This is a genomic window from Massilia sp. TS11 (genome assembly GCF_022012445.1).
Classification (GTDB): Bacteria; Pseudomonadota; Gammaproteobacteria; order Burkholderiales; family Burkholderiaceae_D; genus Telluria.
This window is the reverse complement of the sequence record NZ_JAKLTS010000002.1, coordinates 439,878-464,031: the sequence shown is the minus strand read 5'-3', so window position 1 is coordinate 464,031 and position 24,154 is coordinate 439,878. Positions and strand designations below refer to the sequence as shown.

Annotated in this window: 18 protein-coding genes; 10 read left to right on the top strand and 8 right to left on the bottom strand. The window is 65.7% G+C overall.

All coding sequences use genetic code 11. The features are described 5' to 3' along the window. Positions 1–43: 43 nt before the first annotated feature. Positions 44–850, bottom strand: a complete 807-nt coding sequence (locus LZ005_RS05370) for an NAD(P)-dependent oxidoreductase (protein ID WP_237805432.1) — start codon at positions 848–850, stop codon at positions 44–46. 112 nt (positions 851–962) lie between these two features. Continuing rightward, positions 963–2,513, bottom strand: coding sequence for a galactarate dehydratase (garD, locus tag LZ005_RS05365; protein WP_237805430.1), 1,551 nt, complete (start codon positions 2,511–2,513; stop codon positions 963–965). Positions 2,514–2,736: 223 nt separating this feature from the next. Between garD and LZ005_RS05360 the strand changes: the two genes are divergently transcribed. From LZ005_RS05360 to LZ005_RS05340, 5 genes are all read left to right on the top strand, one after another. Beyond that, the gene (locus tag LZ005_RS05360) at positions 2,737–3,438 is read left to right on the top strand and encodes a FadR/GntR family transcriptional regulator (protein ID WP_237805428.1); all 702 of its coding nucleotides are present in this window, start codon (positions 2,737–2,739) and stop codon (positions 3,436–3,438) included. A 148-nt stretch (positions 3,439–3,586) separates the two neighbouring features. After that, complete coding sequence (locus LZ005_RS05355) at positions 3,587–6,292, top strand: TonB-dependent siderophore receptor (protein WP_237805426.1); 2,706 nt, start codon at positions 3,587–3,589, stop codon at positions 6,290–6,292. Between the two features lie 93 nt (positions 6,293–6,385). Next, complete coding sequence (locus LZ005_RS05350) at positions 6,386–7,156, top strand: rhamnogalacturonan acetylesterase (RefSeq protein WP_237805424.1); 771 nt, start codon at positions 6,386–6,388, stop codon at positions 7,154–7,156. After that, positions 7,153–9,762, top strand: coding sequence for a pectinesterase family protein (locus LZ005_RS05345; protein WP_237805421.1), 2,610 nt, complete (start codon positions 7,153–7,155; stop codon positions 9,760–9,762). The genes LZ005_RS05350 and LZ005_RS05345 overlap by 4 nt, the downstream gene beginning before the upstream one ends. Before the next feature lie 9 nt (positions 9,763–9,771). After that, the gene (locus tag LZ005_RS05340; RefSeq protein ID WP_237805419.1) at positions 9,772–11,610 is read left to right on the top strand and encodes a glycoside hydrolase family 28 protein; all 1,839 of its coding nucleotides are present in this window, start codon (positions 9,772–9,774) and stop codon (positions 11,608–11,610) included. A gap of 135 nt (positions 11,611–11,745) precedes the next feature. Here the strand turns inward: LZ005_RS05340 and LZ005_RS05335 are convergent, their stop codons facing one another. Genes LZ005_RS05335 through LZ005_RS05315 form a run of 5 tightly spaced genes read right to left on the bottom strand, consistent with a single transcriptional unit; the run spans position 11,746 to position 16,068 of the window. After that, positions 11,746–13,293 (bottom strand): DUF4214 domain-containing protein, encoded by a 1,548-nt coding sequence (locus tag LZ005_RS05335; protein WP_237805417.1) that lies wholly within the window; start codon positions 13,291–13,293, stop codon positions 11,746–11,748. Positions 13,294–13,305: 12 nt separating this feature from the next. Further along, positions 13,306–14,220: an FAD:protein FMN transferase gene (locus LZ005_RS05330; protein WP_237805415.1), complete on the bottom strand. Its 915-nt coding sequence runs from the start codon at positions 14,218–14,220 to the stop codon at positions 13,306–13,308. 10 nt (positions 14,221–14,230) lie between these two features. Beyond that, positions 14,231–15,331: a DUF3570 domain-containing protein gene (locus tag LZ005_RS05325; RefSeq protein WP_237805413.1), complete on the bottom strand. Its 1,101-nt coding sequence runs from the start codon at positions 15,329–15,331 to the stop codon at positions 14,231–14,233. A 12-nt stretch (positions 15,332–15,343) separates the two neighbouring features. Continuing rightward, complete coding sequence (locus LZ005_RS05320; protein WP_237805411.1) at positions 15,344–15,568, bottom strand: DUF4266 domain-containing protein; 225 nt, start codon at positions 15,566–15,568, stop codon at positions 15,344–15,346. Then, positions 15,565–16,068, bottom strand: coding sequence for a TlpA disulfide reductase family protein (locus LZ005_RS05315; RefSeq protein WP_237805409.1), 504 nt, complete (start codon positions 16,066–16,068; stop codon positions 15,565–15,567). Before LZ005_RS05315 ends, LZ005_RS05320 begins: the two co-directional genes overlap by 4 nt. Before the next feature lie 276 nt (positions 16,069–16,344). Here LZ005_RS05315 and groES point away from each other — a divergent pair, with 276 nt between their 5' ends. The 4 genes from groES (at position 16,345) to LZ005_RS05295 (ending at position 20,426) form a co-directional block, all read left to right on the top strand. Further along, positions 16,345–16,635, top strand: coding sequence for a co-chaperone GroES (gene groES, locus LZ005_RS05310; protein WP_237805407.1), 291 nt, complete (start codon positions 16,345–16,347; stop codon positions 16,633–16,635). 28 nt (positions 16,636–16,663) lie between these two features. Beyond that, entirely contained in the window at positions 16,664–18,313 is a 1,650-nt protein-coding gene (gene groL, locus LZ005_RS05305) for a chaperonin GroEL (protein ID WP_237805405.1), read from the top strand. Positions 18,314–18,504: 191 nt separating this feature from the next. Then, entirely contained in the window at positions 18,505–19,905 is a 1,401-nt protein-coding gene (locus LZ005_RS05300; RefSeq protein ID WP_237805403.1) for a glycoside hydrolase family 105 protein, read from the top strand. 59 nt (positions 19,906–19,964) lie between these two features. After that, positions 19,965–20,426: a hypothetical protein gene (locus tag LZ005_RS05295; protein ID WP_237805401.1), complete on the top strand. Its 462-nt coding sequence runs from the start codon at positions 19,965–19,967 to the stop codon at positions 20,424–20,426. A 5-nt stretch (positions 20,427–20,431) separates the two neighbouring features. Here LZ005_RS05295 and LZ005_RS05290 read toward each other — a convergent pair whose 3' ends face one another. Continuing rightward, the gene (locus tag LZ005_RS05290) at positions 20,432–22,282 is read right to left on the bottom strand and encodes a glucokinase (protein ID WP_237805399.1); all 1,851 of its coding nucleotides are present in this window, start codon (positions 22,280–22,282) and stop codon (positions 20,432–20,434) included. 271 nt (positions 22,283–22,553) lie between these two features. Here LZ005_RS05290 and LZ005_RS05285 point away from each other — a divergent pair, with 271 nt between their 5' ends. Beyond that, on the top strand, positions 22,554–24,143 hold the full coding sequence (locus LZ005_RS05285) for an oligopeptide:H+ symporter (protein WP_237805397.1): 1,590 nt from the start codon (positions 22,554–22,556) through the stop codon (positions 24,141–24,143). Positions 24,144–24,154 lie beyond the last annotated feature (11 nt).

Genomic DNA, 24,154 nt, shown 5'->3' with positions numbered 1-24,154 from the left:
AGGGAGCGCCCATCATGTCATACGATGTCTGATGACGCAAGCCTTATTTGTACTTCGGACCGTCGAAGATGAAGCCGCCGCCGTGGTAGGTGGCATTGGCGTCGTCCTCGGCCGGATAGACGCCGGTATCCGGGAACAGATGGGCGAACTGGGCCGAGCTGTCCTTCGGGCGGAAACCGAGGTGAGCCGCCTTTCGGTTATCCCAGAACACGGCCGGATTATCCGACATGCCATACAGCACGGTAAAGCCGACGCGCGGCGTGACCAGGCTGCAACGCAGGGCCTCGACCAGATCGTCATAGCTGAACCAGGTGCGCATCATGCGCGGGTTCTTGGGTTCCGGGAAAGAGGAGCCGATGCGCAGGGCCACGGTCTCGATGCCGGCGCGCTCGAAATAATACTGGCCCAGCAGTTCGCCATAGCACTTGGACAGGCCGTACATCGAGTCCGGGCGCATGCGCGCATCGGCGTCGATGACCTCGGTCTGCTTGTAGAAGCCGATCGCATGGTTCGAGCTGGCGAACACGATGCGCTTGACGCCCAGGCGGTGGGCCGCCTCGTATATGTTATAGGTGCCCTGGATGTTCGCGAACATGATGTCCTCGAACGGGTATTCGGTCGAGATGCCGCCGAAGTGCAGGATGGCGTCGCAGCCCTCGACTGCCTTGAGCACGGCGGCCTTGTCGGCCAGGTTCAGCTGAAAGATTTCCTCACCCTCGGCGGCCGCGCCCAGATCCGCGATATCGGACAGGCGCAGCACCTCGGTAAAGGCCTTGAGGCGCTCGCGCAGCACCTTGCCCAGGCCGCCGGCGGCGCCGGTCAGCAGCAAACGTTTAAACGGTTTCGTCATAGCGATCTCACATCATCAAGCGGGGCTCCGCCCCATTTTTTTCGTCACAGAAAAATCGGGGTCAGACCCCATTTTTCGTCGAAGAAAAATGGGGTCTGACCCCGATTTTTCTTCAGGTCACTGGGGCCGGGTTGAATAGCACAAGGGCATTGTGCAGGCGGTGCTGCTCGGCCCAGGTTTTTTTGCCGCTGGCGACGTCGAGCATCAGGCGGAACAGCTCCCAGCCGACGTCGGCAATCGTCGCTTCGCCACTGGCGATGCGGCCGGCGTTCACGTCCATCAGGTCGTGCCAGCGGCGCGCCAGATCGTCGCGCGTGGCCACCTTGATCACCGGCACCGGGGCCAGGCCATAGGGCGTGCCGCGCCCGGTCGTGAACACGTGCAGATTCATGCCGGCCGCCACTTGCAGGGTGCCGCAGATGAAGTCCGAAGCCGGCGTGGCCGCATAGATCAGGCCGCGCTGCTTGAGCTTTTCGCCCGGCGCCAGCACGCCCGTGATCGGGGCCGAGCCGGATTTCACGATCGAGCCCATTGCTTTCTCGACGATGTTCGACAGCCCGCCCTTCTTGTTGCCGGGCGTGGTGTTGGCGCTGCGGTCGACCCCGCCGCGCTTGAGGTAGGCGTCGTACCAGGCCATCTCGCGGATCATGGCCTCGGCCACTTCGGGCGTGGCCGCGCGCGAGGTCAGCTGGTCGATGCCGTCGCGCACTTCGGTCACTTCGGAGAACATCACGGTGGCGCCCGCGCGCACCAGCAGATCGGTCGCATAGCCGACCGCCGGATTGGCCGTCACGCCCGAGAAGGCATCCGAACCGCCGCACTGCACGCCGACCACCAGCTCGCTGGCGGGCACAGTCTCGCGGCGGCGCTGGTTCAGCACCTGCAGGCGTTCCTCGGCCTGGGCCAGGATGGCGTCGATCATCGCGCCGAAACCGACGTGGGCGGCGTCCTGCAGACAGACGACCGGCACCTCGGCGTCCGGATTGCCATTGATGGGGATGATCCCGCGCGGCATCAGACGCTGCGGCTGCAGCTTCTCGCAGCCGAGGCTGACGATCATCGCCTGCCCGCCGAAATTCGGATTCAGGCTGATATTGCGCAGCGTGCGGATCGGGATGATGCCGTCCGGCGCGTCGATCGCCACGCCGCAGCCATAGGTGTGCTCGATGCCGACCACGTCCTCGACATGCGGATACTTGGGCAGCAGCTCGGCGCGGATGCGCTTGACCGCGTGCTCGACCACCCCGGCCACGCACTGCACGGTGGTGGTGATGGCCAGCAGATTGCGCGTGCCGACGCTGCCGTCGGGATTACGGTAGCCCTCGAACGTAAAACCCGCGAGCGGCTCCATGGCCGGGGCCGGGCGGGTGGCGATCGGCAGATTGTCGAGCGCGCGCGCCTCGGGCAGCTTCACCAGGGCCTCGGAAATCCAGCTGCCGGCCGGAATCGCCTGGGCCGCATAGCCGATGGTCACGTTGTAACGGCGGATCGGGTCGTTTTCCCGGAAATCGCTGAGGGCCACCTTGTGCCCCTGGGGAACGCCGTCTTTCAGGACCAGGCCGCTCGGCAACACCGTGCCACTGGTCAGACCACCGTCATTTGCCACGATCGCGACGTTGTCATTCTCGTGCATCTGGATAATACGGGGTGCGGCGGAAGTCATGCTGTAATCCTTATCGACCCACGGGGAGCGCCGATTTCAGCTCCCAAGTGGTTGATTTATAGTGAGTTTTTCGCGATACATATCGGCAAATGCGGGGCCGCCATGACGCATTTTCTTAAATCCAGTATGGCGCAAAAAAAACATTTTGGCTAGTCCGGATTGCTTATTTGGTCTGACCACTTTAGAATGTACTCACTCCAATGAGCATTTTTAACGTCCCCGAATGAACGCGCCCAGCAAGAAACTGCCCGACCTGGTGGCTCCCGAAAGCCGGCTCTACCGCCAGGTGGCGGACAAGATCCAGGCCCTGATCGCCGCCGATGGCCTGGGCGCGGGCGCCCGCCTGCCCTCGGAACGCGACCTGTCGGCCAAGCTCGAAGTCAGCCGCGCCTCGCTGCGCGAAGCCCTGATCGCGCTCGAGCTGTCGGGCGTGATCGAAGTGCGCGGCGGTTCCGGCGTGTACGTCTGCGCGCGCCCGGAAGCGACGCGCGCCGTGCCCGAGGCCGGCCCGGGCCCGTTTGAAGTGCTGTCGGCCCGGCGCATGATCGAAGCCGACGTGGCCGCGATGGCGGCGCGGGTGGCCACCGACAGTGCGATCGACGCCATTTTGCGCGCGGTGGAAGACATGGAGCGCCACCACGACAACTACGCCACGAATGAACACCTGGACCGCAATTTCCACCTGGCGATTGCGGCCGCGACCGGCAACAGCGCCATGGTCGGGGTGATGACCTATCTGTGGGACCAGCGCGGCCGTCTGTGGCACAAGCTGAAGGAACACTTCCAGACGGAAGAACTGCGCAAGGAAACCCTGAGCGACCACCGCCAGATTTTCCAGGCGATTGCCAACCACGACCCCGCCGCGGCCAAGAAGGCCATGCGCGCCCACCTGGAAAGGGTGACGCGCACCTTCTCGCGCGGCTGACACGCAAAGAGTTACAGCAAGACCCAAGCCTGACCGTGCGACCTCGGCTCCCCCGCGAGCCCTCGTCTAGACCGGCACGGAGTACGCGAGGTACTCCACGCGCCAACGAGCGCACCACCATTTGAAAACACGACGGAGACACGTTTTTATGACCTCGCGTATCACCCGCACGCAACCGCGCGTGCTCTGCACCGCCATCGCCCTGGCTCTGGGCGCCCTCACCCAGCAGGCCCTGGCCCAGCAGGCCGAAGAAACCATGCAGCGCGTCGAAGTGACGGGCTCGAGCATCAAGCGCCTGGCCTCCGAAGCGGCCCTGCCAGTCACCACGATGAAGGCCGAAGAACTGGTCGCGCGCGGCATGACCACCCTGGCCGACTTCATGATGGCCCTGCCCCAGTCGGCCTCGCTGGCGCCCTCGAACGCCGGCTCCGGCACCAACGTCAACCTGCGCGGCCTGGGCGTGAACCGCACGCTGGTGCTGCTCAATGGCCGCCGCCTGGCCAATGAGGCCATCGCCGACGGCTACGCCAACCTCGACGTGATTCCGATGTCGGCCATCGCCCGCGTCGAAGTGCTGCGCGATGGCGCCTCCTCGATCTACGGCTCGGATGCGATCGGCGGCGTGATCAACTTCATCACCAAGAACAGTGTCGAAGGCGGCCAGGTGACGGCCCAGTGGGTCCAGCCGGAACGCAAGGGCGGCGCCGACGAGCAGCGCCTCGGCCTGACCTTCGGCAAGGGCAACCTGGCCAGCGATGGCTGGAATCTGTACGGCACCATCGACGCCCACAAGCGCTCGCCGCTGCTGGCGCGCGACCGCGCCGAATACTCGACCACCGAGATTCTGACCAACCTCGGCCGCGCCCCCGCGCTCGGCTCGGGCGGCTACGCGATGCCGGCCAACTTCACCACGGCCACCAATAAGACGGCCCAGAACCCGCTGTACACGAATGGCTGCGCCCAGCCGTATTCGATCCAGGGCGCGAAGAGCACCTGTATTCTGAACACCACCGAATACGGCATGGCCCTGTACCAGAACGACCAGACCACCTTCTACGGCCGCGGCACCAAGAAGTTCAGCGAGGACCACCAGCTGGTGGTCGACCTGTCCTACGGTATCGAACACATCTACCAGACCCGCAATCCGACCCAGTCGGTGGCCGTGGCCGGTGTCACGGCCCAGCTGCCCGCGACCTCGAAATGGTATCCGGGTAACAGCGGCGGCGTGCCGGCCGTGGCCGGCCTCAAGGGCGAACCCCTGATCCTCACCTGGTCGGTGGCCGACCTCGGTCTGGGCACCCAGAAGGACGAGCAGCAGAACATGCGCTTCGCCATCTCGGACGAGAACCGCTATGGCGAATGGGACACCAAGCTCGGTCTGGTGATCGGCAAGTCCAAGCGCTTCAACTACTATGATTCGGGCTTCGTCAAAGGCCAGGGCCTGCTCGACGGTCTGAAGAACGGCAAGCTCAATCCCTTCGGCCTGCAGGACGCCGACGGCCTCGCCTACCTGAAGTCGATCTCGGTCGACGGCCAGAAGAACCGCGATTCGGAATCGACCTTCACCGGTCTGGACGCGACCGCCAGCCGCACGCTGATGGATCTGGCCGGCGGCAAGATGGGCCTGGCCGTGGGCCTGGACCTGCACCGCGACACCACGCGTGACGACAAGCTGGCCATCCAGAACGAAGTGACCTACCTGAACGGCAGCGCCGCCCACGGCGAAGGCGCGCGCAATGTGGCCGCCCTGTATGCCGAGCTGGACATGCCGGTGACCAAGACCCTGACCCTGAACCTGGCCGCGCGCGACGACCATTTCAGCGACTTCGGCAACACCTTCAATCCCAAGGCCAGCTTCCGTTGGGAGCCGATGAAGACCCTGATGTTCCGCGGCTCGGCCAATACCGGCTTCCGCGCGCCGACCCTGTTCGACCGCTATGGCTACCGCCTGCCGGGCGCGACCGGCAACACCAGCGCCAAGTGGGACGATCCGGTGCTGTGCCCGGGCGGTACGCCGGGCGTGGCCGGCACCGGCAAGGCCCTGCCGGGCTATGTGGCCTCGGCCGTGTGTAATGCCGCCCTGCCCAAGCAGACCGGTTCCAATCCGGACGTGGTGCCGGAAAAATCGCGCGGCTGGAGCCTCGGCACCGTGTTCGAGCCGGTCAACAACCTGACCGTCTCGCTCGATTACTGGAACATCCGCATGACGGACATGCTGGCCAATCTGCCCGAGCAGGTCTACTTCCTGTATCCGGAGAAGTACAAGTCCTATTTCGTGCGCAATGCCGACGGCACTATCGCCTACATCAAGAACGTGATCATGAACCTGGGTGGCCAGAAGGCCGCGGGCGTCGATTTCTCGGCCGCCTACCAGTTCCCGAAGACCAGCTTCGGCAGCTTCAAGTTCTCGGTTGACGGCACCTGGCTCGACCAGTTCGACAACCAGCTCGAGAAGGATTCGGCCTTTGTCTCGAACATCGGCCGCTTCGGCCTGGCCTCGAACGGCACCACCTCGAGCCTGCCGATCATCACCTTCCGCACCAAGGCCACCAGCCGCCTGAACTGGGCGTATGGCGCCTGGAATGCCCAGCTGACCCAGAACTACAACTCGTCCTACACCGACCAGAACCTGGTGGCCCAGCAATACTGGCGCGACATCAAGTCCTACAAGGTGTACAACCTGACCCTGAGCTACCGCGGCATCAAGGGTCTGGACCTGGTGGGCGGTGTGACCAATCTGTTCGACGCTGCCCCGCCGCAGACCAACCACAGTGGCTACACCTACGGCTATCTGAGCTCGGCGGCCAGCCCGATCGGCCGTTCCTTCAACCTGCGCGCGACCTATAGCTTCTAAGTCCGGCACCGGTCCGCCGCGGCGGACCGGATCACGCAAGTTCAGACCAGGGCGGCGCCACGGCCCGCCCTGGTCGCATGTAGCGAGGCAAGCATGAAGATTCGTCTGTTCGCAGCCGCCCTGTTCAGCCTGGGCCTGGCCGCTTCCGCCGCCGCCAGCGAGGCGCGCGTCATCCTCGTCGGCGATTCGACCATGGCCAGCAAAAGCGGCTATGGCGACGCCCTGTGCGCCCGTTTCACGCCCCAGGTCGAGTGCATCAACCTGGCCCGTGGCGGCCGCTCTTCTGCGTCATTCCGGGCCGAGGGCCTGTGGGACCAGGTGCAGCAGCTGTTGCGCGCCGCTCCCGCCACCCCGACCTATGTACTGATCCAGTTCGGCCACAACGACCAGCCGGGCAAGCCCGGCCGCTCGACCGATCTGGTCACCGAATTCCCCGCCAATATGGCGCGCTATGCCCAGGAAGTGCAGGCCCTGGGCGGCATCCCCGTGCTGGTGACGCCGCTGACCCGGCGCAGCTTCAAGGGTCCGAATCTGCAGAACGACCTGGCGCCCTGGGCCGCCGCCACCCGCAGCGTGGCCGGCCAGACCCGGGCCGTGCTGCTCGACCTGAACGCCAGCAGCTATGCGGCCGTGCAGGCCATGGGCCAGGACGAAGCCGACACCCTGGCCGCCGGCCCAAAACCGGTCGCCGCCAGCGCGCCGGCCGATCCCAACAAGGTGGAGCCGCAAGGCACGCCCAAGCCCCTGTTCGACCGCACCCACCTGGGCGACAAGGGCGCGCGCCTGTTCTCCGGCATGGTGGCCGACGCGCTGCGTCAGGCGACCCCGAAGCTGGCCGCCTACCTCCCGCGCGAGGCCAAATGATGGGCCGCCTCGGCATCCTCACCCTGGCCCTGCTGGCCGCCCACGCCGCCCAGGCGCAGGATACGCGCCAGGTGCGCGAACCGGTGCTGCCGCCGGCCTGCACGGTGCTGCAGGCAGCCGCTGCGCCGGACGACACGGCGCGCATCCAGCAGGCCATCGACGCCTGCCCGGCCGGCCAGGGCGTGCGCCTGTCAGGCAGCAAGGACCTGAACCAGTACCACGCCGGCCCGCTCGTCATCAAAAGCGGCGTGACCCTGCTGATCGACGGCGATGTGACCCTGTTCGCCAGCCGCGATCCGCGCCAGTACGACAAGGGCACGGGCGCCTGCGGCAAAGTGCAGCGCAAGGGCCGCCAGTGCAAGCCCTTCATCACCATCGCCGACGCCGAGGGCAGCGGCATCATGGGTGACGGCGTGATCGACGGCCAGGGCGGCGAGGTGGTCAGCGGCGGCCAGGAGTCGTGGTGGCAGATGGCGCGCCGCGCCCAGAAGGAAAACCTCGAGCACAATGTGCCGCGCCTGGTCGAGATCAGCAATGCGCGCAATATCACGCTATACCGCACCACCTTCCGCAATTCCCCGAATTTCCATGTGACGGTGAACCGCACCGACGGCTTCACCGCCTGGGGCGTCACGCTCGACACGCCGGCCTCGGCCCGCAATACCGACGGCATCGACCCAAGCGGCTCCAAAAACATCACGATCGCCTATTCCACGCTGCGCACGGGCGACGACAATGTCGCCATCAAGGGCGGCAGCAACGGCCCGACCACCGATGTCTCGATCCTGCATAACCGCTTCTATGACGGGCATGGCATGTCGATCGGCTCGGAGACCAATGGCGGCGTGGCGCGCGTGCTGGTGCAAGACCTGCTGCTGGACGGGACCAGTTCCGGCCTGCGCATCAAGAGCGACGTCTCGCGCGGCGGCCTGGTGCGCGACGTGCGCTACCAGGACGTCTGCATGCGCAATGTGGCCGCGCCGATCGACCTGGCGACCCGCTACAACCCGCAGGCGCGCGGCGATCTGATTCCCCAGTATGTGGGCATCCGCTTCGAGCGCGTGCATGCGCTCACGCCGGGCAAGGTGCTGATGCAGGGCGCCGACGCGGCCCATCCGCTGCAGCTGACGCTCCAGGACGTGAGCGTGGCCGGCACGCCCGAACAGGATATCGTGCACGCCAATGTCAGCGGCAGCATCGGCAGCAGCGACCAGGGCGCCTGCGCCGGTCGCTTCACGGCCGCGCCGCGCAGCCTGCGCCCCCAGCTGTCGGTCGGCGCCGGCAAGAAGATCGCGCCCGCCGAGGTGCTCAAATATGTCGGCACGGCCGGCGCCGAGCGCGTCGATCCCTGGGACCCGCTGGCCGATCCGCTCGCGAGCGGCGCCCGCTTCACGCCCGACATGGTGGTGGACACCAGCGCCGCCGCTGACGGCAAGACCCGCTTCCACAGCGTGCAGCAGGCCGTCGACGCCATCGTGCGCAGCGGCCTGACGCGCCGCGTCTACCTGCTGGTCAAGCCCGGCGTCTATCGCGAACTGGTCTACGTGCCGCGCGCCGCCCCGCCGATCACCATGTACGGCGAAGACCCGCAGCGCACCCGCATCGTGGCCGCGCTCGACGCCGCCGTCAGCGGCGAGGAATACGCGCGCCGCCACGGCGCCCAGTTCAAGGACCTGGACGCGCGCATCATGGCGATGCACCAGAGCGTGCGCGAACGCGCCAGCATCGGCACCTTCGGTTCGATGACCGTGTGGGTGCAGAGCGACGGCTTCCAGGCGCGCGACATCAGCTTCGAGAACGCCTACAACAAAGACACCGGCAATGCGCGCGCCGACTGCACGCCCCAGACCTGCGGCGATCAGGGCATCTACGGCCAGATGAACCGCGTCCACCACCAGGCCCTGGCCCTGCAGGTCGACGGCGCCGACAAGGCCCAGTTCGAGCACATCCGCCTGATCGGCTATCAGGACACCCTGTACCTGAAGGCGCCGCGCCCCGGCACGACCACCCGCAGCTTCTTCAACCGCAGCTATGTGGAAGGCGATGTCGACTTCATCTTCGGCGACAGCACGGCCTACTTCCACCAGTGCGAAATCCGCTCGCTCGGCGACCGCGAAGTGTCGTATGTGGCGGCGCCGAGCACCCATCTGCGCACGCCGTATGGCTTCGTGTTCGACGCCTGCCGCTTCACCAGCGACGAACGCGGCTACTCGCTGGCCGGGAAGTTCTTCCTCGCGCGCCAGTGGTTCCACAACCAGAAATGCTCGCCCTACGCGCCCGTCGGGGTGCCCGGCTACAGCTGCACGCTGGGCGAAGTGAATGTCTGGAACGCGCCCAAGGGCACGGTCAACCGCACCACGCTGGAGACGGTCGGCAAAGTCATGGTGGTCAATTCCGTGATCGGCCGCCACATCCAGCGCAGCGCGCCCTGGTCGGACTGGAACAAGGCCGGCACCCTCGCCTACCGTCCCGCCCAATTCAATAGCGACGACTATTTCGCCAATCTGCGCGCGGCCGGGATCGACCCGCTCAAAGACCTCGGCTATGCTGGCCAGCCAGTGCCGGCCCAGCCCTTCCTCGTCGAATTCAACAACGCCAACGAATAAGGTTTCGCCATGCAAGTGACCAATCTCTCCCGCCGCGAGCTGCTGAAACTGGCGGCCGCCGGCAGCGCCGCCGCCGCCCTGCCCGCGCAGGCCGGCGTCTCGGGCGATCCGTGGCTGGTGGCCGACGCCATCGTGAAGCGCCTGCGTCGCACGCCGCGCTTCCCGGCGCGCGACTTCCTGGTGACGGCCTACGGCGCCGCGCCCTGCGCCACGCGCCAGATCAAGGCCTGGGTCTCGCACGACGAGCAGGACATGCTGGCCACCCCGGACGAGGGCGCGCACGACTGCTACGCCGCCTTCAAAGCCGCCATCGAAGCCTGCGCCGCGGCCGGCGGCGGGCGCGTGATCATCCCCAAGGGGAACTGGTTCTGCGCCGGCCCGATCGTGCTGCGCTCGCACGTGCACCTGCATCTGCAGGCCGGCGCCCACGTCTATTTTTCGCAGAAGCCGGAAGACTATGCGCGCCATGGCGACTACGACTGCGGCGCGCGCGGCAAGCTGACCCTGTCGCGCTGGCAGAGTAACGACTGCCTCAATTACTCGCCGATGATCTACGCCTTCAATGAGGACAATATCGCCCTCACCGGCGAAGACTGGAGCGCCGTGCTCGATGGCCAGGGCGGCGTGCCCTTCAACGCCGCGGGCGACTGCTGGTGGACCTGGAAAGGCAAGAACCGCACGATCAATCCGGTGTCGCAGGCGAACACGCCCAACTACCGGCCAGGCCAGCTCTCGCAGATCGCGCCGAATCCGCTCAACGCGCCGCTCGAAAAAGTGGCGCCCTGGCTGAGCGAAGACGAGCGCCGCCAGATCGCCGGCGAAGGCAGCAAGTGGAGTCACGACGAGCAGTACCTGCCGGCCCTGTCTGAAGCCGGCGTGCCGCTGCACCAGCGCGCGTTCGGACTGGGCCACTATCTGCGCCCGCCGATGATCCACCTGATCGGCTGCACCAATGTCCTGCTCGAGGGCTACCATGTGATCAACACCCCGTTCTGGCAGCACCACCCGGTCCACTGCCGCAATCTGGTGATCCGCAAAGTGCATGCCGAGAGCCTGGGCCCGAACAGCGACGGCTTCGACCCCGAGGCCTGCGACCACGTGCTGGTCGAGGACTGCATGTTCGACACCGGCGACGACTGCATCGCCATCAAGGCCGGCAAGAACCGCGACACCCAGTACGGCCCCTCGCAGAACATCGTGATCCAGGGCTGCACGATGCAGAGCGGGCACGGCGCGGTGACGCTTGGCTCCGAGATGGCGGGCGGGATCGAAAACGTGTTCGCGCGCGATCTCGTCTTCGAGAACAAGAACTGGGCCAGCAATCCGCTCAACACCGCCATCCGTCTGAAGACGAATATGAACCGCGGCGGCTACCTGCGCCACTTCTACGTGAAGAACGTGCGCATCCCGAATGGCGTGCAGCTCAGCCCCTCGTTCTACGCCTCGCTGCCAGGTTCGCCGATCGCCTCGCGCACGGTGGCCACGGCGGCCGGTGCGGTCGTCACCTTCGACTGCGACTACACGCCCACGGCCGACACCGTGCGCACACGTCCGCCCGAAGTCTCGGACGTGCACATCTCGCAGGTAACGGTGGGCGATGTCAGCCAGGGCGGCAAGCGCGGCTCGTGCTACCAGGCCGTGGTCATCCTCGGCCCGGTCGCATCCGACTACAACGGCGCGCAGCCGATGCCGGCCGTCCTGCCGGTGCGGCGCGTGACGATCAAGGACTGCGACTTCGGCCACCCGGTCAACGACAAGCAGCCGCTCTACCTGTACAACGTGCAGGGGCTCAAGCTCGACAACGTACGGATTTCCGGACAGCGCATGGACGCCAGCCTGTCCGCCTGATCATGGCACGCGGGCCGCAAGGCCCGCACTTTGGGGGGCGGCACCACGGTGCCGCCCTTTTTTTCTTCCCAGATAAATCGGGGTCAGACCCCATTTATCCGCCGAGAAAAATGGGGTCTGACCCCGATTTATCTGTCAGGCAAAAGGAGTGTAGGGGAAGCCGTTGCCGATCACGAGGGCGACGGCGCTCTGGTTTTCGGGGCTTTCGCTGAAGGCCGCCAGCACTTGTGGCACGGTGCCGTTGTGCGAGTCCAGCACGTTGACCCAGAAAGCCAGGCCGCCCGCATCGGGCGCGCGGTGCAGCACATTCGTGTACATCGTGGTCACGATGCTGGTGTTCGTGGCATTCACCCCGTACATCGACTGGAATTCGGCCGAACTCACAAAACCGGCGGCGATATCGACCAGGGCCGCGCCTTTGTCGAGGGCGCTCATCCAGTAGCCAAGGCCGCCGGCATCGGGCGTGCGGTTGAAGGCGGCCTGGTACAGGCGGTACACCTCGCCGCCATTGCCGCTGATGTCGTAGGCCACGCTCACATCGGCGAACTTGATGCGCTCGATATTCGTGGCCGTGGTCAGGTTGCCCGCCGCATCGCTGATGCTCAGGCCTGCCGCGCTCTGGCTCACTGTGTAGCTGGCGCGCGGGTTCGGCAGAATCAGGGTATCGACACCGGCCCCGCCGTCGATGCTGTCCTTGCCGGCGCTGCCGGCGAAGCTGTTGTTGCGCGCGTCGCCGAGCATCACGTCGTTCCCGCTCGTGCCCTGCAGCGTGCTATTGGCCGCATCGGGCACCAGGGCGGCGACCACCAGGGCGGTGGCGCTGCTGCTCATGCTGTCCTTGTAGCCCAGTGCGTCGGTATAGCTGGCGACGACGCTGATGGCGTGGTTGGCCTGGGCCGCGCCCAGCACCAGCGTGGCGCCGGTGGCGCCGCTGATGGCCTGGCCGTCGGACAGCCACTGGTAGCTGATCGCGCCCAGGCCATCGACATCGGCCAGCGTATTCGAGGCCGTCAGCGTCTGGCCCACATAGGCCTGGCCGGCGATGCTCACGCTGCCGGTCGGCGCATGGTCGGCCGGGATGGTGCTGAAGCTGATGCTGCTGCCGCTGGCGAGCGCATTGCCGGCGGCGTCCTTCACCGCCCCGCTCGACCAGCTCAGGGTGTAGCTGGTGCCGGGCTGCAGATCGGCGCTCGGATTCACGGTCAGGGTGCTGCCGCTGACGCTCAGATTGGCGCTGCTGCCGATCGTGTAGCTCTCGATGGTCTGGCCGGCCGCGTTCTTCAGCACGATGCTGCCGCTGCCCAGCACAATCGCCTCGCTGAAGCTCAGGGTCAGATTCGCGCCCAGCGCCACGTTCAAGCCGCCGCTGGCGGGCGTGCTACCGCTCAGGGTCGGCGGCGTGGTGTCGCCAAAATAGGTGCGCAGGTCGAGCACATCGCGCCCGCTGTTGAAGGTCAGGATCTCCATGTTCTTCAGCGTCGCGTGCAGGGCCTGGCTGGCACCGGACACGGTATCGAGGCTGATCGTGCCGTCGGCATTGAGCTTGATCGTGTACTGCGAGCGCAGCGAGGTGCCGAGGCTCAGTGTGTCGACGCCGTCGCCGCCATCGAGAATGAAGCTGCCGCCCTGGACCACGGTCCAGGAATCGTTGCCGGAGGTACCGGTGTAGGTGGCGATGGCCATATGAAGCTCCTGCTAGGCTGGGTGGGTCTGGGACGGCGCGGGCCCGGCCCGGTACAGGGCGCCGCTATGGTCCATGGCGAGAAAATCGAAACCGCTGGCGCGCAGGAAGTCCAGGCCGGATTCCTGCTGCAGCATGGCGATGGTACTGACCGCGCCGGCCACAATCGCCTGCGGCGCCAGCACGCTCACCGAGCGCCAGTAACGCACGCTGTGGCCCGTGCGCGGATCGAGGATGTGGCAATGGCGCTGGCCGCCGACTTCGATGAATCGTTCGTAGTCGCCGCTGGTGGCGAGCGCGCCCTGCAGCAACGGGATGGCGGCCAGCATGGCGTCCTGCCGGCGCGGATGCTGGATGCCGATGGTCCAGGGGCTGCCATCGGGCTTGGGGCCGATCACGCGGATATCGCCCGCCAGATTCACATACCCGTGGCGCACACCCTGCGCCAGCAGCTGTTCGCCGCCGCGGTCGGCCGCGTACTCTTTGCCGAAGCCGCCGAAGTCGAGCTCCATGCCGGCCTGCGGCAGGCGCACCTGGGCGCCGTCGCGCTCCACCCGCGCCCAGCCGATGGCGGCCACGCAGGCGGCCAGGGCGCCGGGCGCGGGCACGCACCGCTGGCGAAAGTCCCAGGCCTTGCGCAGCACGCCCGAGGTGATGTCGAACAGGCCGCCGCTTTCGCGGTACAGCTGCTGGGCGAAATCGAGCAGGGCCAGGGTCTCGGCGTCGCAGCTGATCGGCGCGCCGCCCGCGCCCGCGTTCAGGCGCGCGATGATGCTGTCGTCGCGGTAGCGCGAGTACTTGGCTTCGATGCGCTGCACTTCGGCGATGGCGGCCCCGCCGTGCGCATTGGCGCTGGCTTCATCCGCGGCCGCCAGCACGACTTCGCACACGCTGCCCATGGCGCGAAACGGAAGGCGGTAGACCTGCATCGCGGCGGTCCTAGAACTGGTAGCTGGCGCCGGCCTGCAGCATGCGCGCGCTGAACGGGGCCAGATTCCGGCTGCCGCTGCCGAACCAGGTCCAGGCGGCGCGCTGGCGGTAGTCCTCGAGCTTGAGGTCGAGCGTCCAGGCGCCCACCTGCTTGGCCAGCTTGAAGCCGAAGGTGCGTCCGCCATAGGCCGACAGGCGCTGCTCCTCCGTGTAGTAGCGCGCTCCGGGCGGCGGATTGGTCGGGAACGGGTCCATGCGCGTGTCGTGCTCGACGTAGAAGTCGGCCGCCGTCTGGGTGTACAGGCGCACGCTCGGCGTCAGGGTCCAGCCTTCGCCGAAGGGCTGCACCCATTCGGCCGTGACGGTATGGGCCTGGATGCCGAAGGTGTCGCGATAGAAGCGGTAGGCCAGGCGGCTGGTGGCGCCCAGGCTGCTGATATGGTGATTCCAGCGCAGCAGCACGGTGAAGTGGTCGCGCTCCTGCGGGCGTTCGTCGAACACCTTGTACGGATCGGAGTAGTAGCCGCGTCCGCGCGAGTAGCCGAGCACCACCTGGGCGATGTCGGCCTGGGTCAGCACCTGGGTCACGCCGGCGGCCAGGTCGACCGTGCGTTTGCGCTCGCCGATGACAACGTGGTTCGAGGGATCGATGGTGTCGCGCAGGTAGTTGACGCCGTAGGTCCAGGTGGTGTTCTTGTCCTCGGATTCGAGCGCGATGCCGGCCGAGAGGCCGCGCGAGACGTAGTCGTGCTCCTGCGAGTAGGACAGCCCGAGATTGAGGGTGGCATTGTCGCTGTAGCGCGCCAGGCCGATGTCGGTGCCGTGGCGCTTGTCTTCGAGCTTGCTCAGGGCCTCGGTATGGTAGGCCGGCGACGCGCCCGAAATCGTGTCGACCACGTGCGAGGCATTGAAGCTCCAGTTACCGGCAAACGGCAGCAGCAGGTCGACCGCGGGCGCGGTGACCTTGATGCGGTCGACCCCGGGCTGGCGGTCCTGGTAGTTCAGGTATTTGATGCCGATGCTGGCCGACTCCGGCGCCGCTTCGGCCTGGGCCAGGACGGGGGCCGACAGGGCCAGGGCGGCGGCCATCAGGCGCGTGGCTGTGCTCATGCGCGCGTCTCCTTAATAACAGCCGCAGCCGCCGCCATTGGCGCCGTTGCCGCCCGAGGCGCCCTCGCGGCTGGCGTAGATGTGTTCATTGAAGGTCTGCTCGAGACGGTCGCCGGCGAAGCGCATCTCGGGCTTGGACAGGATGCCCTTCTGCCAGGGCTGGACCGGTTCCAGCGTGCCGCAGCCGGCCAGGGCCGCGCCCAAGGCCAGGACCAGCGGGGTGCGTTTCAGATTCATGGCTGGCCTCCGAGTGCCGCTTCGAGCGCGCGTTCGAGCTGCTCGCGCGCGCCGGGATTGAAACCGGCATGCACGGACAGCACCTTGCCGTCGCGGCCGATCAGGATCGAACTGGGCATGCCCTTGATCGCATATTGCTGGGCCGCCTGGCCCTTGGGATCGTAGGCGATCTTGAATTGCGCCGGCACCGCCTTCAGAAAGCGCTCCGCATCGGCGCGCGCCGTGTCGACATTCACGGCCACCACCACCAGGCCCTTGTCGGCGTACTTGGCCTGCATCGCATTCATCCAGGGGAAGGACTGCTTGCAGGGGCCGCACCACGAGGCCCAGAAATCCAGATACACAAGCTTGCCGCGGTAAGCCTCGAGCTGAAACGGGCCGCTGTCGGCCGCCAGCTCCAGATTCGGCGCCGCGGCGCCCGGCTGCAGGGCCAGCGCCGGAGCGCTGAGGCCGGCCAGCATGGCGCCAGCCAGAAAGATGCGGGAGACAACACACGGCATGAACATCCCCTTTGCTCAGTAAGGTTCTTATTAGAACAAATAAATTTGTGTATGCACACAAAAACCCACAATTTGTAACACTTGTGAAGCATGTCCGGTGCGCAATTGACTGAGTAATGCCCCTAAACATACCCGGCCGGCCCCGATCCTGCGCTCGCGCAAACGGCATGCCTTGAAAAGCGCGGAACCCGTCCCTATAATTAGCACTCGTTAGGCGAGAGTGCTAACAACATATTGCCAACTAATCACAAATCATTGATTGACAAGGAGTTTTGTATGAACCTTCGCCCCCTGCACGACCGCGTGATCGTGAAGCGCCTCGACCAGGAAACCAAAACCGCCTCCGGCCTGATCATCCCCGATGCCGCCGCCGAGAAGCCGGACCAGGGTCAGGTACTGGCTGTTGGCAACGGCAAAATCCTGGAAAACGGCAGCGTGCGTCCGCTGGAAGTGAAAGTCGGCGACCGCGTGCTGTTCGGTAAATATTCGGGTCAGGCCGTCAAGGTCAATGGCGAGGAACTGCTCGTCATGCGCGAAGAAGACATCATGGCCGTGGTGGCCCAGTAATCGAATTCCCCACTAGGAGAACATCAAGATGGCAGCAAAAGACGTAGTGTTCGGCGACGCAGCGCGCGCCAAGATGGTTGAAGGCGTGAACATCCTCGCCAATGCAGTGAAAGTGACCCTGGGCCCGAAAGGCCGCAACGTCGTGCTGGAGCGCTCGTTCGGCGCCCCGACCGTCACCAAGGATGGTGTCTCGGTCGCTAAAGAAATCGAACTCAAAGACAAGCTCATGAACATGGGCGCCCAGATGGTGAAAGAAGTCGCTTCCAAAACCAGCGACAACGCCGGCGACGGCACCACCACCGCCACTGTGCTGGCCCAGGCCATCGTGCGCGAAGGCATGAAATTCGTGGCCGCCGGCATGAACCCGATGGACCTGAAGCGCGGCATCGACAAGGCCGTGGCCGCCACCGTGGAAGAGCTGAAGAAGATCGCCAAGCCCTGCACGACCTCGAAAGAGATCGCCCAGGTCGGCGCCATCTCGGCCAACAGCGACGCCTCGATCGGCGAGCGCATCGCTGAAGCCATGGACAAGGTCGGCAAGGAAGGCGTGATCACCGTGGAAGACGGCAAGTCCCTGCAGGACGAGCTGGACATCGTGGAAGGCATGCAGTTCGACCGCGGCTACCTGTCGCCCTACTTCATCAACAACCCGGACAAGCAAGTGGCCGTGCACGAGAACCCGTTCGTGCTGCTGTGCGACAAGAAGATCTCGAACATCCGCGATCTGCTGCCGGTGCTGGAGCAAGTGGCCAAAGCCGGCCGCCCGCTGCTGATCATCGCTGAAGACATCGAAGGCGAAGCCCTGGCCACCCTGGTGGTCAACAACATCCGCGGCATCCTGAAGACCGTGGCCGTGAAAGCCCCGGGCTTTGGCGACCGTCGCAAAGCCATGCTGGAAGACATCGCCATCCTGACCGGCGGTGCCGTGATCGCTGAAGAAGTCGGCCTGACCCTGGAAAAAGTCACCCTGGCTGAACTGGGCCAAGCCAAGCGCGTGGAAGTGGGCAAAGAGAACACCATCATCATCGACGGTGCTGGCAAAGCCGCTGACATCGAAGGCCGCGTCAAGCACATCCGCGTGCAGATCGAAGAAGCGACCTCGGACTACGACCGTGAAAAGCTGCAGGAACGCGTGGCCAAGCTGGCCGGCGGTGTGGCCGTGATCAAGGTCGGCGCTGCGACCGAAGTCGAAATGAAAGAGAAGAAAGCCCGTGTAGAAGACGCCCTGCACGCAACCCGCGCTGCCGTGGAAGAAGGCATCGTCCCGGGTGGTGGCGTGGCCCTGCTGCGCGCCCGCTCGAAGCTGAGCCTGAAGGGTGACAACCCCGACCAGGACGCCGGCATCAAGATCGTGCTGCGCGCCATGGAAGAGCCGCTGCGCATGATCGTCTCCAACGCCGGCGGCGAGCCCTCGGTGGTGGTGGCCAAGGTGCTGGCTGGCGACTCCGTCAACTTCGGCTACAACGCCGCCAACGACACCTATGGCGACATGGTGGAAATGGGCGTGCTGGACCCGGCCAAGGTGACCCGTTCGGCTCTGCAGAACGCCGCCTCGATCGCTGGTCTGATGCTGACCACCGACTGCATGGTCTCCGAGATCGCCGAAGACAAGCCGGCCGCCGGTATGGGTGGCATGGGCGGTATGGGCGGCATGGGTGGCATGGACGGCATGATGTAATTGCGCTGCGCCCCAGGCCCCGCTTGGGGCCAGCCGCAACAGCCCGCAAGGCTCCGGCCTTGCGGGCTTTGTTTTTTTCAGGCTTCCATTGATGCGGATGCTGCAAAGCAGCTTGATAAAGTGGTCTAACCACTTTAGTATCTGGTCTACCAATTTTTCACTCTGCTCCGACCACGCCGCAAAGGATTGCCTTGAAACCCGTACTCACCTTCTCGCTGGCCGCGCTGCTGGCCCTGACCACTGCCAGCACCTGGGCCGAGGGGCCCTACCGCAACCCGGACAACAAGAGCAGCAATGACGCGGGCGAAGGCAGCTATCCGATTCCCTACAAGCTGCCCCAGGTGGCCGAGATCACGGCCTCGCTCGAGCGCATCCGCGCCTATCTGGACAGCGTGACACCGACCCGCGTCATCAGCAAGAAGAGCGGCCAGCCCATCACCGACCTGCGCACCCCGGTGGCGGACGCCATCATCGAGCCGGCCAAGGGCGACTTCGGCATCATGGTCTACGAAATGGGCGTCGTCCATGCGGGTCTGATGAAGGCACGCCAGGTGACCGGCCAGGCCAGCTTCACGGCCATGACCGAGCGCCACCTCCATTTCTTCGGCCAGATGTACCCCTACTTCCAGCGCCAGGAGCAGCAGTTCAAGCTCGAACGGAATAACAGCTTCTCGCGCTTCCTCGACCCGCGCTCGCTCGACGACGCCGGCTCCATGTGCGCGGCCATGATGCGCGCGCGTCTGCAGCAGATCGGCCCCGACCTCGCGCCGATCATCGCCACCTGTCAGGACTGGGTGGCCAACAAGCAGGTGCGCCTGCCCGACGGGACGCTGGCGCGCAACCGCCCGCAGGCCTGGTCACTGTGGGGCGACGACTTCTACATGGGCATCCCGGCGCTGGCCGAAACCGGCCGCGCCACCGGCGACAAGCGCTACTTCGACGACGCCGTGAAGAACGCGCTGAACCTGTCGCGCTATCTGTTCAACGAGCAGCTTGGCCTCTACACCCACGGCTGGAACGCCAACCATCCGGACGCGCCGCGCTTCTACTGGGCGCGCTCGAACGGCTGGGCGGTGCTGGCCATGTCCGACCTGCTCGACGTGCTGCCCAAGGAGCACCCCGGCTACCCGCTGGTGCTCGCCCAGCTGAAAAAGGCGATCAAGGGCATCGCCGAGCGCCAGTCCGGCGCCGGCCTGTGGCACCAGATGATCGACCGCAGCGACTCCTACCTCGAAACCTCGGCCAGCGCGATGTTCACCTATGTGATCGCGCACGCCATCAACGAGGGCTGGATCAGTCCGACCACCTATGGCGCCATCGCCCAGGCGGGCTGGAACGGCCTGTCGGCGCGCATCAACGCCCAGGGCCAGGTGGAAGGCACCTGCGTCGGCACCACCTTCGCCAGCGACCAGACCTACTACTACAATCGCCCGACCAGCGTGCACGCCCTGCACGGCTACGGCCCCACGCTGCTGGCCGGCGCCGAGATGATCCGCCTGCTGACCAACCCGGCCATCACGGTCGAATACAAGGTGCGCACCTACCACTACATGCCCAAGGGCGCGCAGACCAATTACCGCGAACACCACTGAGGCCTTCATTTGTGGGCGCGCTTGGCTTACCATCTGGCTCAGTCCATAGGGAGGCGAACATGAAGCGCGCAGGTCTGACGATGTCCCTGGCGGCCCTGCTGGCCGCCTGCCAGCCGGCGGCCACGCCGCCCGCCTCGGCGCCACCCAGCGCCAGCACGCGCGCCAGCGCGGCGCTGGCGGCGCGGCCGACGCGCGCCCAGGCCATCGCCGCGGTCAGCGCCCTGCCCGAGCTCAAGGCCTGGGCCGACCGCATCGAGAAGGAATCGGGCGGCCGCCTGCACGGCGCCGTCATCGAGTTCGACCCCAAGCCGACCAGCATCGACGGGCGCAGCTACTATCAATTGAGTTTTGCCGAGAACGGGCCGGACGCCGCGCGCCGGCTCGAGGACTTCCTCGTCGACGTCGAGGACGGCAGCATCCTGGTGATGGACTTCGCCACCGAGAAGCCGCTCACGCTGGCCCAATGGCGCAAGGAGCGCAAACCGGGCGAGCAGACCAGCAACCGCGCCACCGGCGGCTGAACGCTTCAGGAATCGAGGTGGGAGATCAGCATGCGGCGCGAGTCGTCGCCATCGGCCGCCTGCGCCCCGCTGCGCTGCTCGTTCAGGCTTTCGACCGAGATGCCGACCGCCAGAATATCGATCAGCAGCAGCTGCAGAATCCGTGAAATCATCGACAGGAAGCTGGTACTGTCCTCGGCATGGTCGACGGTCAGCACCACGTTCGCCTTCTTCGCCAGCGGCGAGTGGCTGGAGGTGATGGCGATGACGTCGGCGCCGGCCGCGCGCGCCGCATCGACCGCCTCGAGCAGCTCCGGCAGACGGCCGGAATTCGAAATCGCGATCACCACATCGCCCGGCTTGAGCAGTTCGGCCGCCAGCGCGAACAGGTGCGAGTCGCCATACGAAGACGTGGGAATCCGGAAGCGGAAGAACTTGTGCTGGCCGTCCAGCGCCACCACGCGCGAGTTCCCCATCGCGTAGAACTCCACCCGGCGCGCATGGGTGATCAGGTGGATCGCCTGATCGAGGGCGCGCACATCGAGCTGGTCGCGGAACTGCAGAATGGCCGACACCGTGTTGTCGATCACCTTGGCCGACAGGTCGTGGGTGCTGTCCGACACGCGCACCTGGCTGTGACGCACCGGGATCGCACCGGTCAGGCTGGACGCGAACTTCAGCTTGAAGTCGGCCAGGCCCTGGAAACCGAGCGAGCGGCAGAAGCGGATCACGGTCGGCTGCGACACATCGGCCAGGCGCGCGATATCGGCGATCGGTTCATTCAGCACGAGGCGCGGCTGCTCGAGCACCAGGGCGGCCACGCGCTGTTCGGCCGGGGTCAGTTCGGCGCGCAGCTGGGTGATGCGCTCCATCAGCGTGTTACCGCCGCTGCGCCCGCGCAGATGTTCGGACAGGATCGAGGCCACGCCATAGAAAGCCGGATTCGGCGTCGTGATCACATAGGTGGGAATCTGCGCCAGATAGTCCGAGAAGCGGCCCTTGGCCTCGAAGCGCGCGCGGAATGGCGAGCGCGCGAACCACTCGCCCATGCGCGGCACGATGCCGCCGCCGATGAAAATGCCGCCCATCGCGCCCAGGGTCACGGCCACATTCGCGGCCGCGCTGCCCAGCATCCCGCAAAAGCATTCGAGTACCTCCAGACAGAGCGCATCGCCATCCTGCAGCGCCGCCTGGATGATGGCCGGCGAATCGCGCTCCGGCGCCTGCTGGCCCGCGCGTTCGGCCAGGGCGCGGTAGATGATCTCCATGCCCGGGCCGGACACCAGCCGTTCGTAGGACACGTGCGACCACTGGCGCCACGCGTATTCGAGAATGGCGAATTCGCGCTCGTCGGCCGGGCCGAAATTGATATGCCCGCCCTCGGAGCCGAGAGTCACAAAGCCATCGGCCGTCGGAATCACGCCCGACACACCGAGCCCGGTGCCGGGACCGAGCACGCCGATCACCGCCTGCGGCTGCGGCGCGCCGGCGCCGACCTGCACCACATCTTCGGGTTTCAGGAGCGGCAGGGCCATCGCCAGCGCCGTGAAGTCATTCACGATCAACAGGGTATGCAGGCCCAGTTCACGCCGCACGGCGTCGGTGGAGAAGGCCCAGGCGCGATTGGTCATGCGCACCTCGTCGCCCTGGATCGGATTGGCCAGGGCCAGGGCCGCGTGGTGCAGCTTCTGGTCGCGATGGCCGGCCAGGTAGTGCTTGAGCAGGGAGACGATGCCATCGAAGTCGTCGCATTTGAGCACGCGCACGTCCTCAAATTTGCCGGGCGCGGTCTGCAGGGCAAAGCGGGCATGGGTCGCCCCGATGTCGGCCAACAGGCGTGGCCCGTCTGCAAAGGCGGTGGTGGCCGATGCGTTCATGCGTCTCCCTCTTTTGATTTTTGTAGAGAATATACAGGGACTGGGCGCCGCTGACAATGGTGCACCGACGAATACGCAAGCGCGTGATTCTTCTAAAAATCAAATACTTACAAGTAATACACGGCGCAAGGCGCAGCGCTTTACGTAGGCAAACTACACATTTTCGGCGACTTGTGGCAGGATGCCCATCCTGTTCGGAATAAACATTGCCGTTTGCCACTTGCTGCATGAAGCCTTAGCATCGCGACACAACGAAAAACAGGGGTAAACGATGTCCGACCACAGCAGCACCCAAGGCAAGCTCCCGCGCCAGATTCCCTTCATCATTGCCAACGAAGCCTGCGAGCGTTTCAGCTTTTACGGCATGCGCAACATCCTCACGCCTTTCCTGATCAGCACCCTGCTGCTGTTCCTGCCCGAATCCGAGCGCGTGGGCGAGGCCAAGCACACCTTCCACACCTTTGTGATCGGGGTCTACTTCTTCCCGCTGCTGGGCGGCTGGCTGGCCGACCGCTTCTTCGGCAAATACCGGACCGTGCTCTGGTTCAGCGTCATCTACTGCATCGGCCACGCCTGTCTGGCCATCTTCGAGAACCAGCTGCAGGGCTTCTACTTCGGCCTGTTTCTGATTGCGCTCGGCTCCGGCGGCATCAAGCCCCTGGTCGCCTCCTTCATGGGCGACCAGTTCGACCAGACCAACAAGCACCGCGCCAACGCGGTCTACGACAGCTTCTACTGGACGATCAACTTCGGCTCCTTCTTCGCCTCGCTGCTGATGCCGGTCTTCCTCAAGAACTACGGGGCCGGTGTGGCCTTCGCCATCCCCGGCATCCTGATGGGCATGGCGACCCTGTTCTTCTGGATGGGCCGTAAAAAATACGTGCACGTGCCGCCGGCCGCGTCCAATCCCGATTCGTTCACGCGCGTGGTGCGCACCGCCCTGCTGGCGCGCGCGCCGGGCCAGGGCCGTCCCGGTCTGGCGGTGGCCGTGACCGGCGCCGTACTGGCCCTGGCCTCCTTCATCCAGGGACTGCGCACCGACTTCGTGATCGGCGCCTGCGGTGCGCTGGTGCTGGTGCTGGCCTTTGGCGGTACCGGTGCGGCCATGCAGCTCGAACGCGCGCGCGGCCAGCATCCGGACGAGGCGGTCGACGGCGTGCGCGCCGTGCTGCGCACCCTGATCATCTTCGCCCTGGTCACGCCCTTCTGGTCCCTGTTCGACCAGAAGGCCTCGACCTGGATCGTGCAGGCCAATGCGATGGTGCCCTTCTCCTTCCAGTGGCTGGGCGAGACCTATACCTTCCTGCCGGCCCAGATGCAGGCCCTGAATCCGGCCCTGGTCATGCTGATCATCCCGTTTAATAATCTGGTGCTGTTCCCCTTCCTGCGCCGCATCGGCATCGAACCGACGCCGCTGCGGCGCATGGGCGCGGGCATCGCCTTCACCGGCCTGTCGTGGATTGTGGTCGGTACCATCCAGGTCGAGATGGACAGCGGCGTGCCGGTGTCGATGGCCTGGCAGATCCTGCCCTATGTGATCCTGACCTTCGGCGAAGTGCTGGTCTCCGCCACCGGTCTGGAATTCGCCTACTCGCAGGCGCCCGCCTCGATGAAGGGCGCCATCATGTCCTTCTTTAACCTGACTGTGACGGTCGGCGGCCTGTGGGTGCTGGTGGTGAACGCCAGCGTCAAGAACGACACCGTCATCAACACCATCAAGGCCAGCGGCTACGGCGTGATGGCCTTCCAGATGTACTTCTTCGCCGCCTTCGCCCTGCTGGCCGCGCTGGCCTTCGCCCTGTACGCGCGCAAGTACCCGATGGTGGACAACTACCGCAGCGGCGACGCTGCCACACCCTGAGGAAAAACCGT

Coding starts and splice junctions, on each gene's coding strand:
- LZ005_RS05370 (WP_237805432.1), bottom strand. CDS start 850: ATGACGAAACCGTTTAAACGTTTGCTGCTGACCGGCGCCGCCGGCGGC.
- garD (WP_237805430.1), bottom strand. CDS start 2,513: ATGACTTCCGCCGCACCCCGTATTATCCAGATGCACGAGAATGACAAC.
- LZ005_RS05360 (WP_237805428.1), top strand. CDS start 2,737: ATGAACGCGCCCAGCAAGAAACTGCCCGACCTGGTGGCTCCCGAAAGC.
- LZ005_RS05355 (WP_237805426.1), top strand. CDS start 3,587: ATGACCTCGCGTATCACCCGCACGCAACCGCGCGTGCTCTGCACCGCC.
- LZ005_RS05350 (WP_237805424.1), top strand. CDS start 6,386: ATGAAGATTCGTCTGTTCGCAGCCGCCCTGTTCAGCCTGGGCCTGGCC.
- LZ005_RS05345 (WP_237805421.1), top strand. CDS start 7,153: ATGATGGGCCGCCTCGGCATCCTCACCCTGGCCCTGCTGGCCGCCCAC.
- LZ005_RS05340 (WP_237805419.1), top strand. CDS start 9,772: ATGCAAGTGACCAATCTCTCCCGCCGCGAGCTGCTGAAACTGGCGGCC.
- LZ005_RS05335 (WP_237805417.1), bottom strand. CDS start 13,293: ATGGCCATCGCCACCTACACCGGTACCTCCGGCAACGATTCCTGGACC.
- LZ005_RS05330 (WP_237805415.1), bottom strand. CDS start 14,220: ATGCAGGTCTACCGCCTTCCGTTTCGCGCCATGGGCAGCGTGTGCGAA.
- LZ005_RS05325 (WP_237805413.1), bottom strand. CDS start 15,331: ATGAGCACAGCCACGCGCCTGATGGCCGCCGCCCTGGCCCTGTCGGCC.
- LZ005_RS05320 (WP_237805411.1), bottom strand. CDS start 15,568: ATGAATCTGAAACGCACCCCGCTGGTCCTGGCCTTGGGCGCGGCCCTG.
- LZ005_RS05315 (WP_237805409.1), bottom strand. CDS start 16,068: ATGCCGTGTGTTGTCTCCCGCATCTTTCTGGCTGGCGCCATGCTGGCC.
- groES (WP_237805407.1), top strand. CDS start 16,345: ATGAACCTTCGCCCCCTGCACGACCGCGTGATCGTGAAGCGCCTCGAC.
- groL (WP_237805405.1), top strand. CDS start 16,664: ATGGCAGCAAAAGACGTAGTGTTCGGCGACGCAGCGCGCGCCAAGATG.
- LZ005_RS05295 (WP_237805401.1), top strand. CDS start 19,965: ATGAAGCGCGCAGGTCTGACGATGTCCCTGGCGGCCCTGCTGGCCGCC.
- LZ005_RS05290 (WP_237805399.1), bottom strand. CDS start 22,282: ATGAACGCATCGGCCACCACCGCCTTTGCAGACGGGCCACGCCTGTTG.
- LZ005_RS05285 (WP_237805397.1), top strand. CDS start 22,554: ATGTCCGACCACAGCAGCACCCAAGGCAAGCTCCCGCGCCAGATTCCC.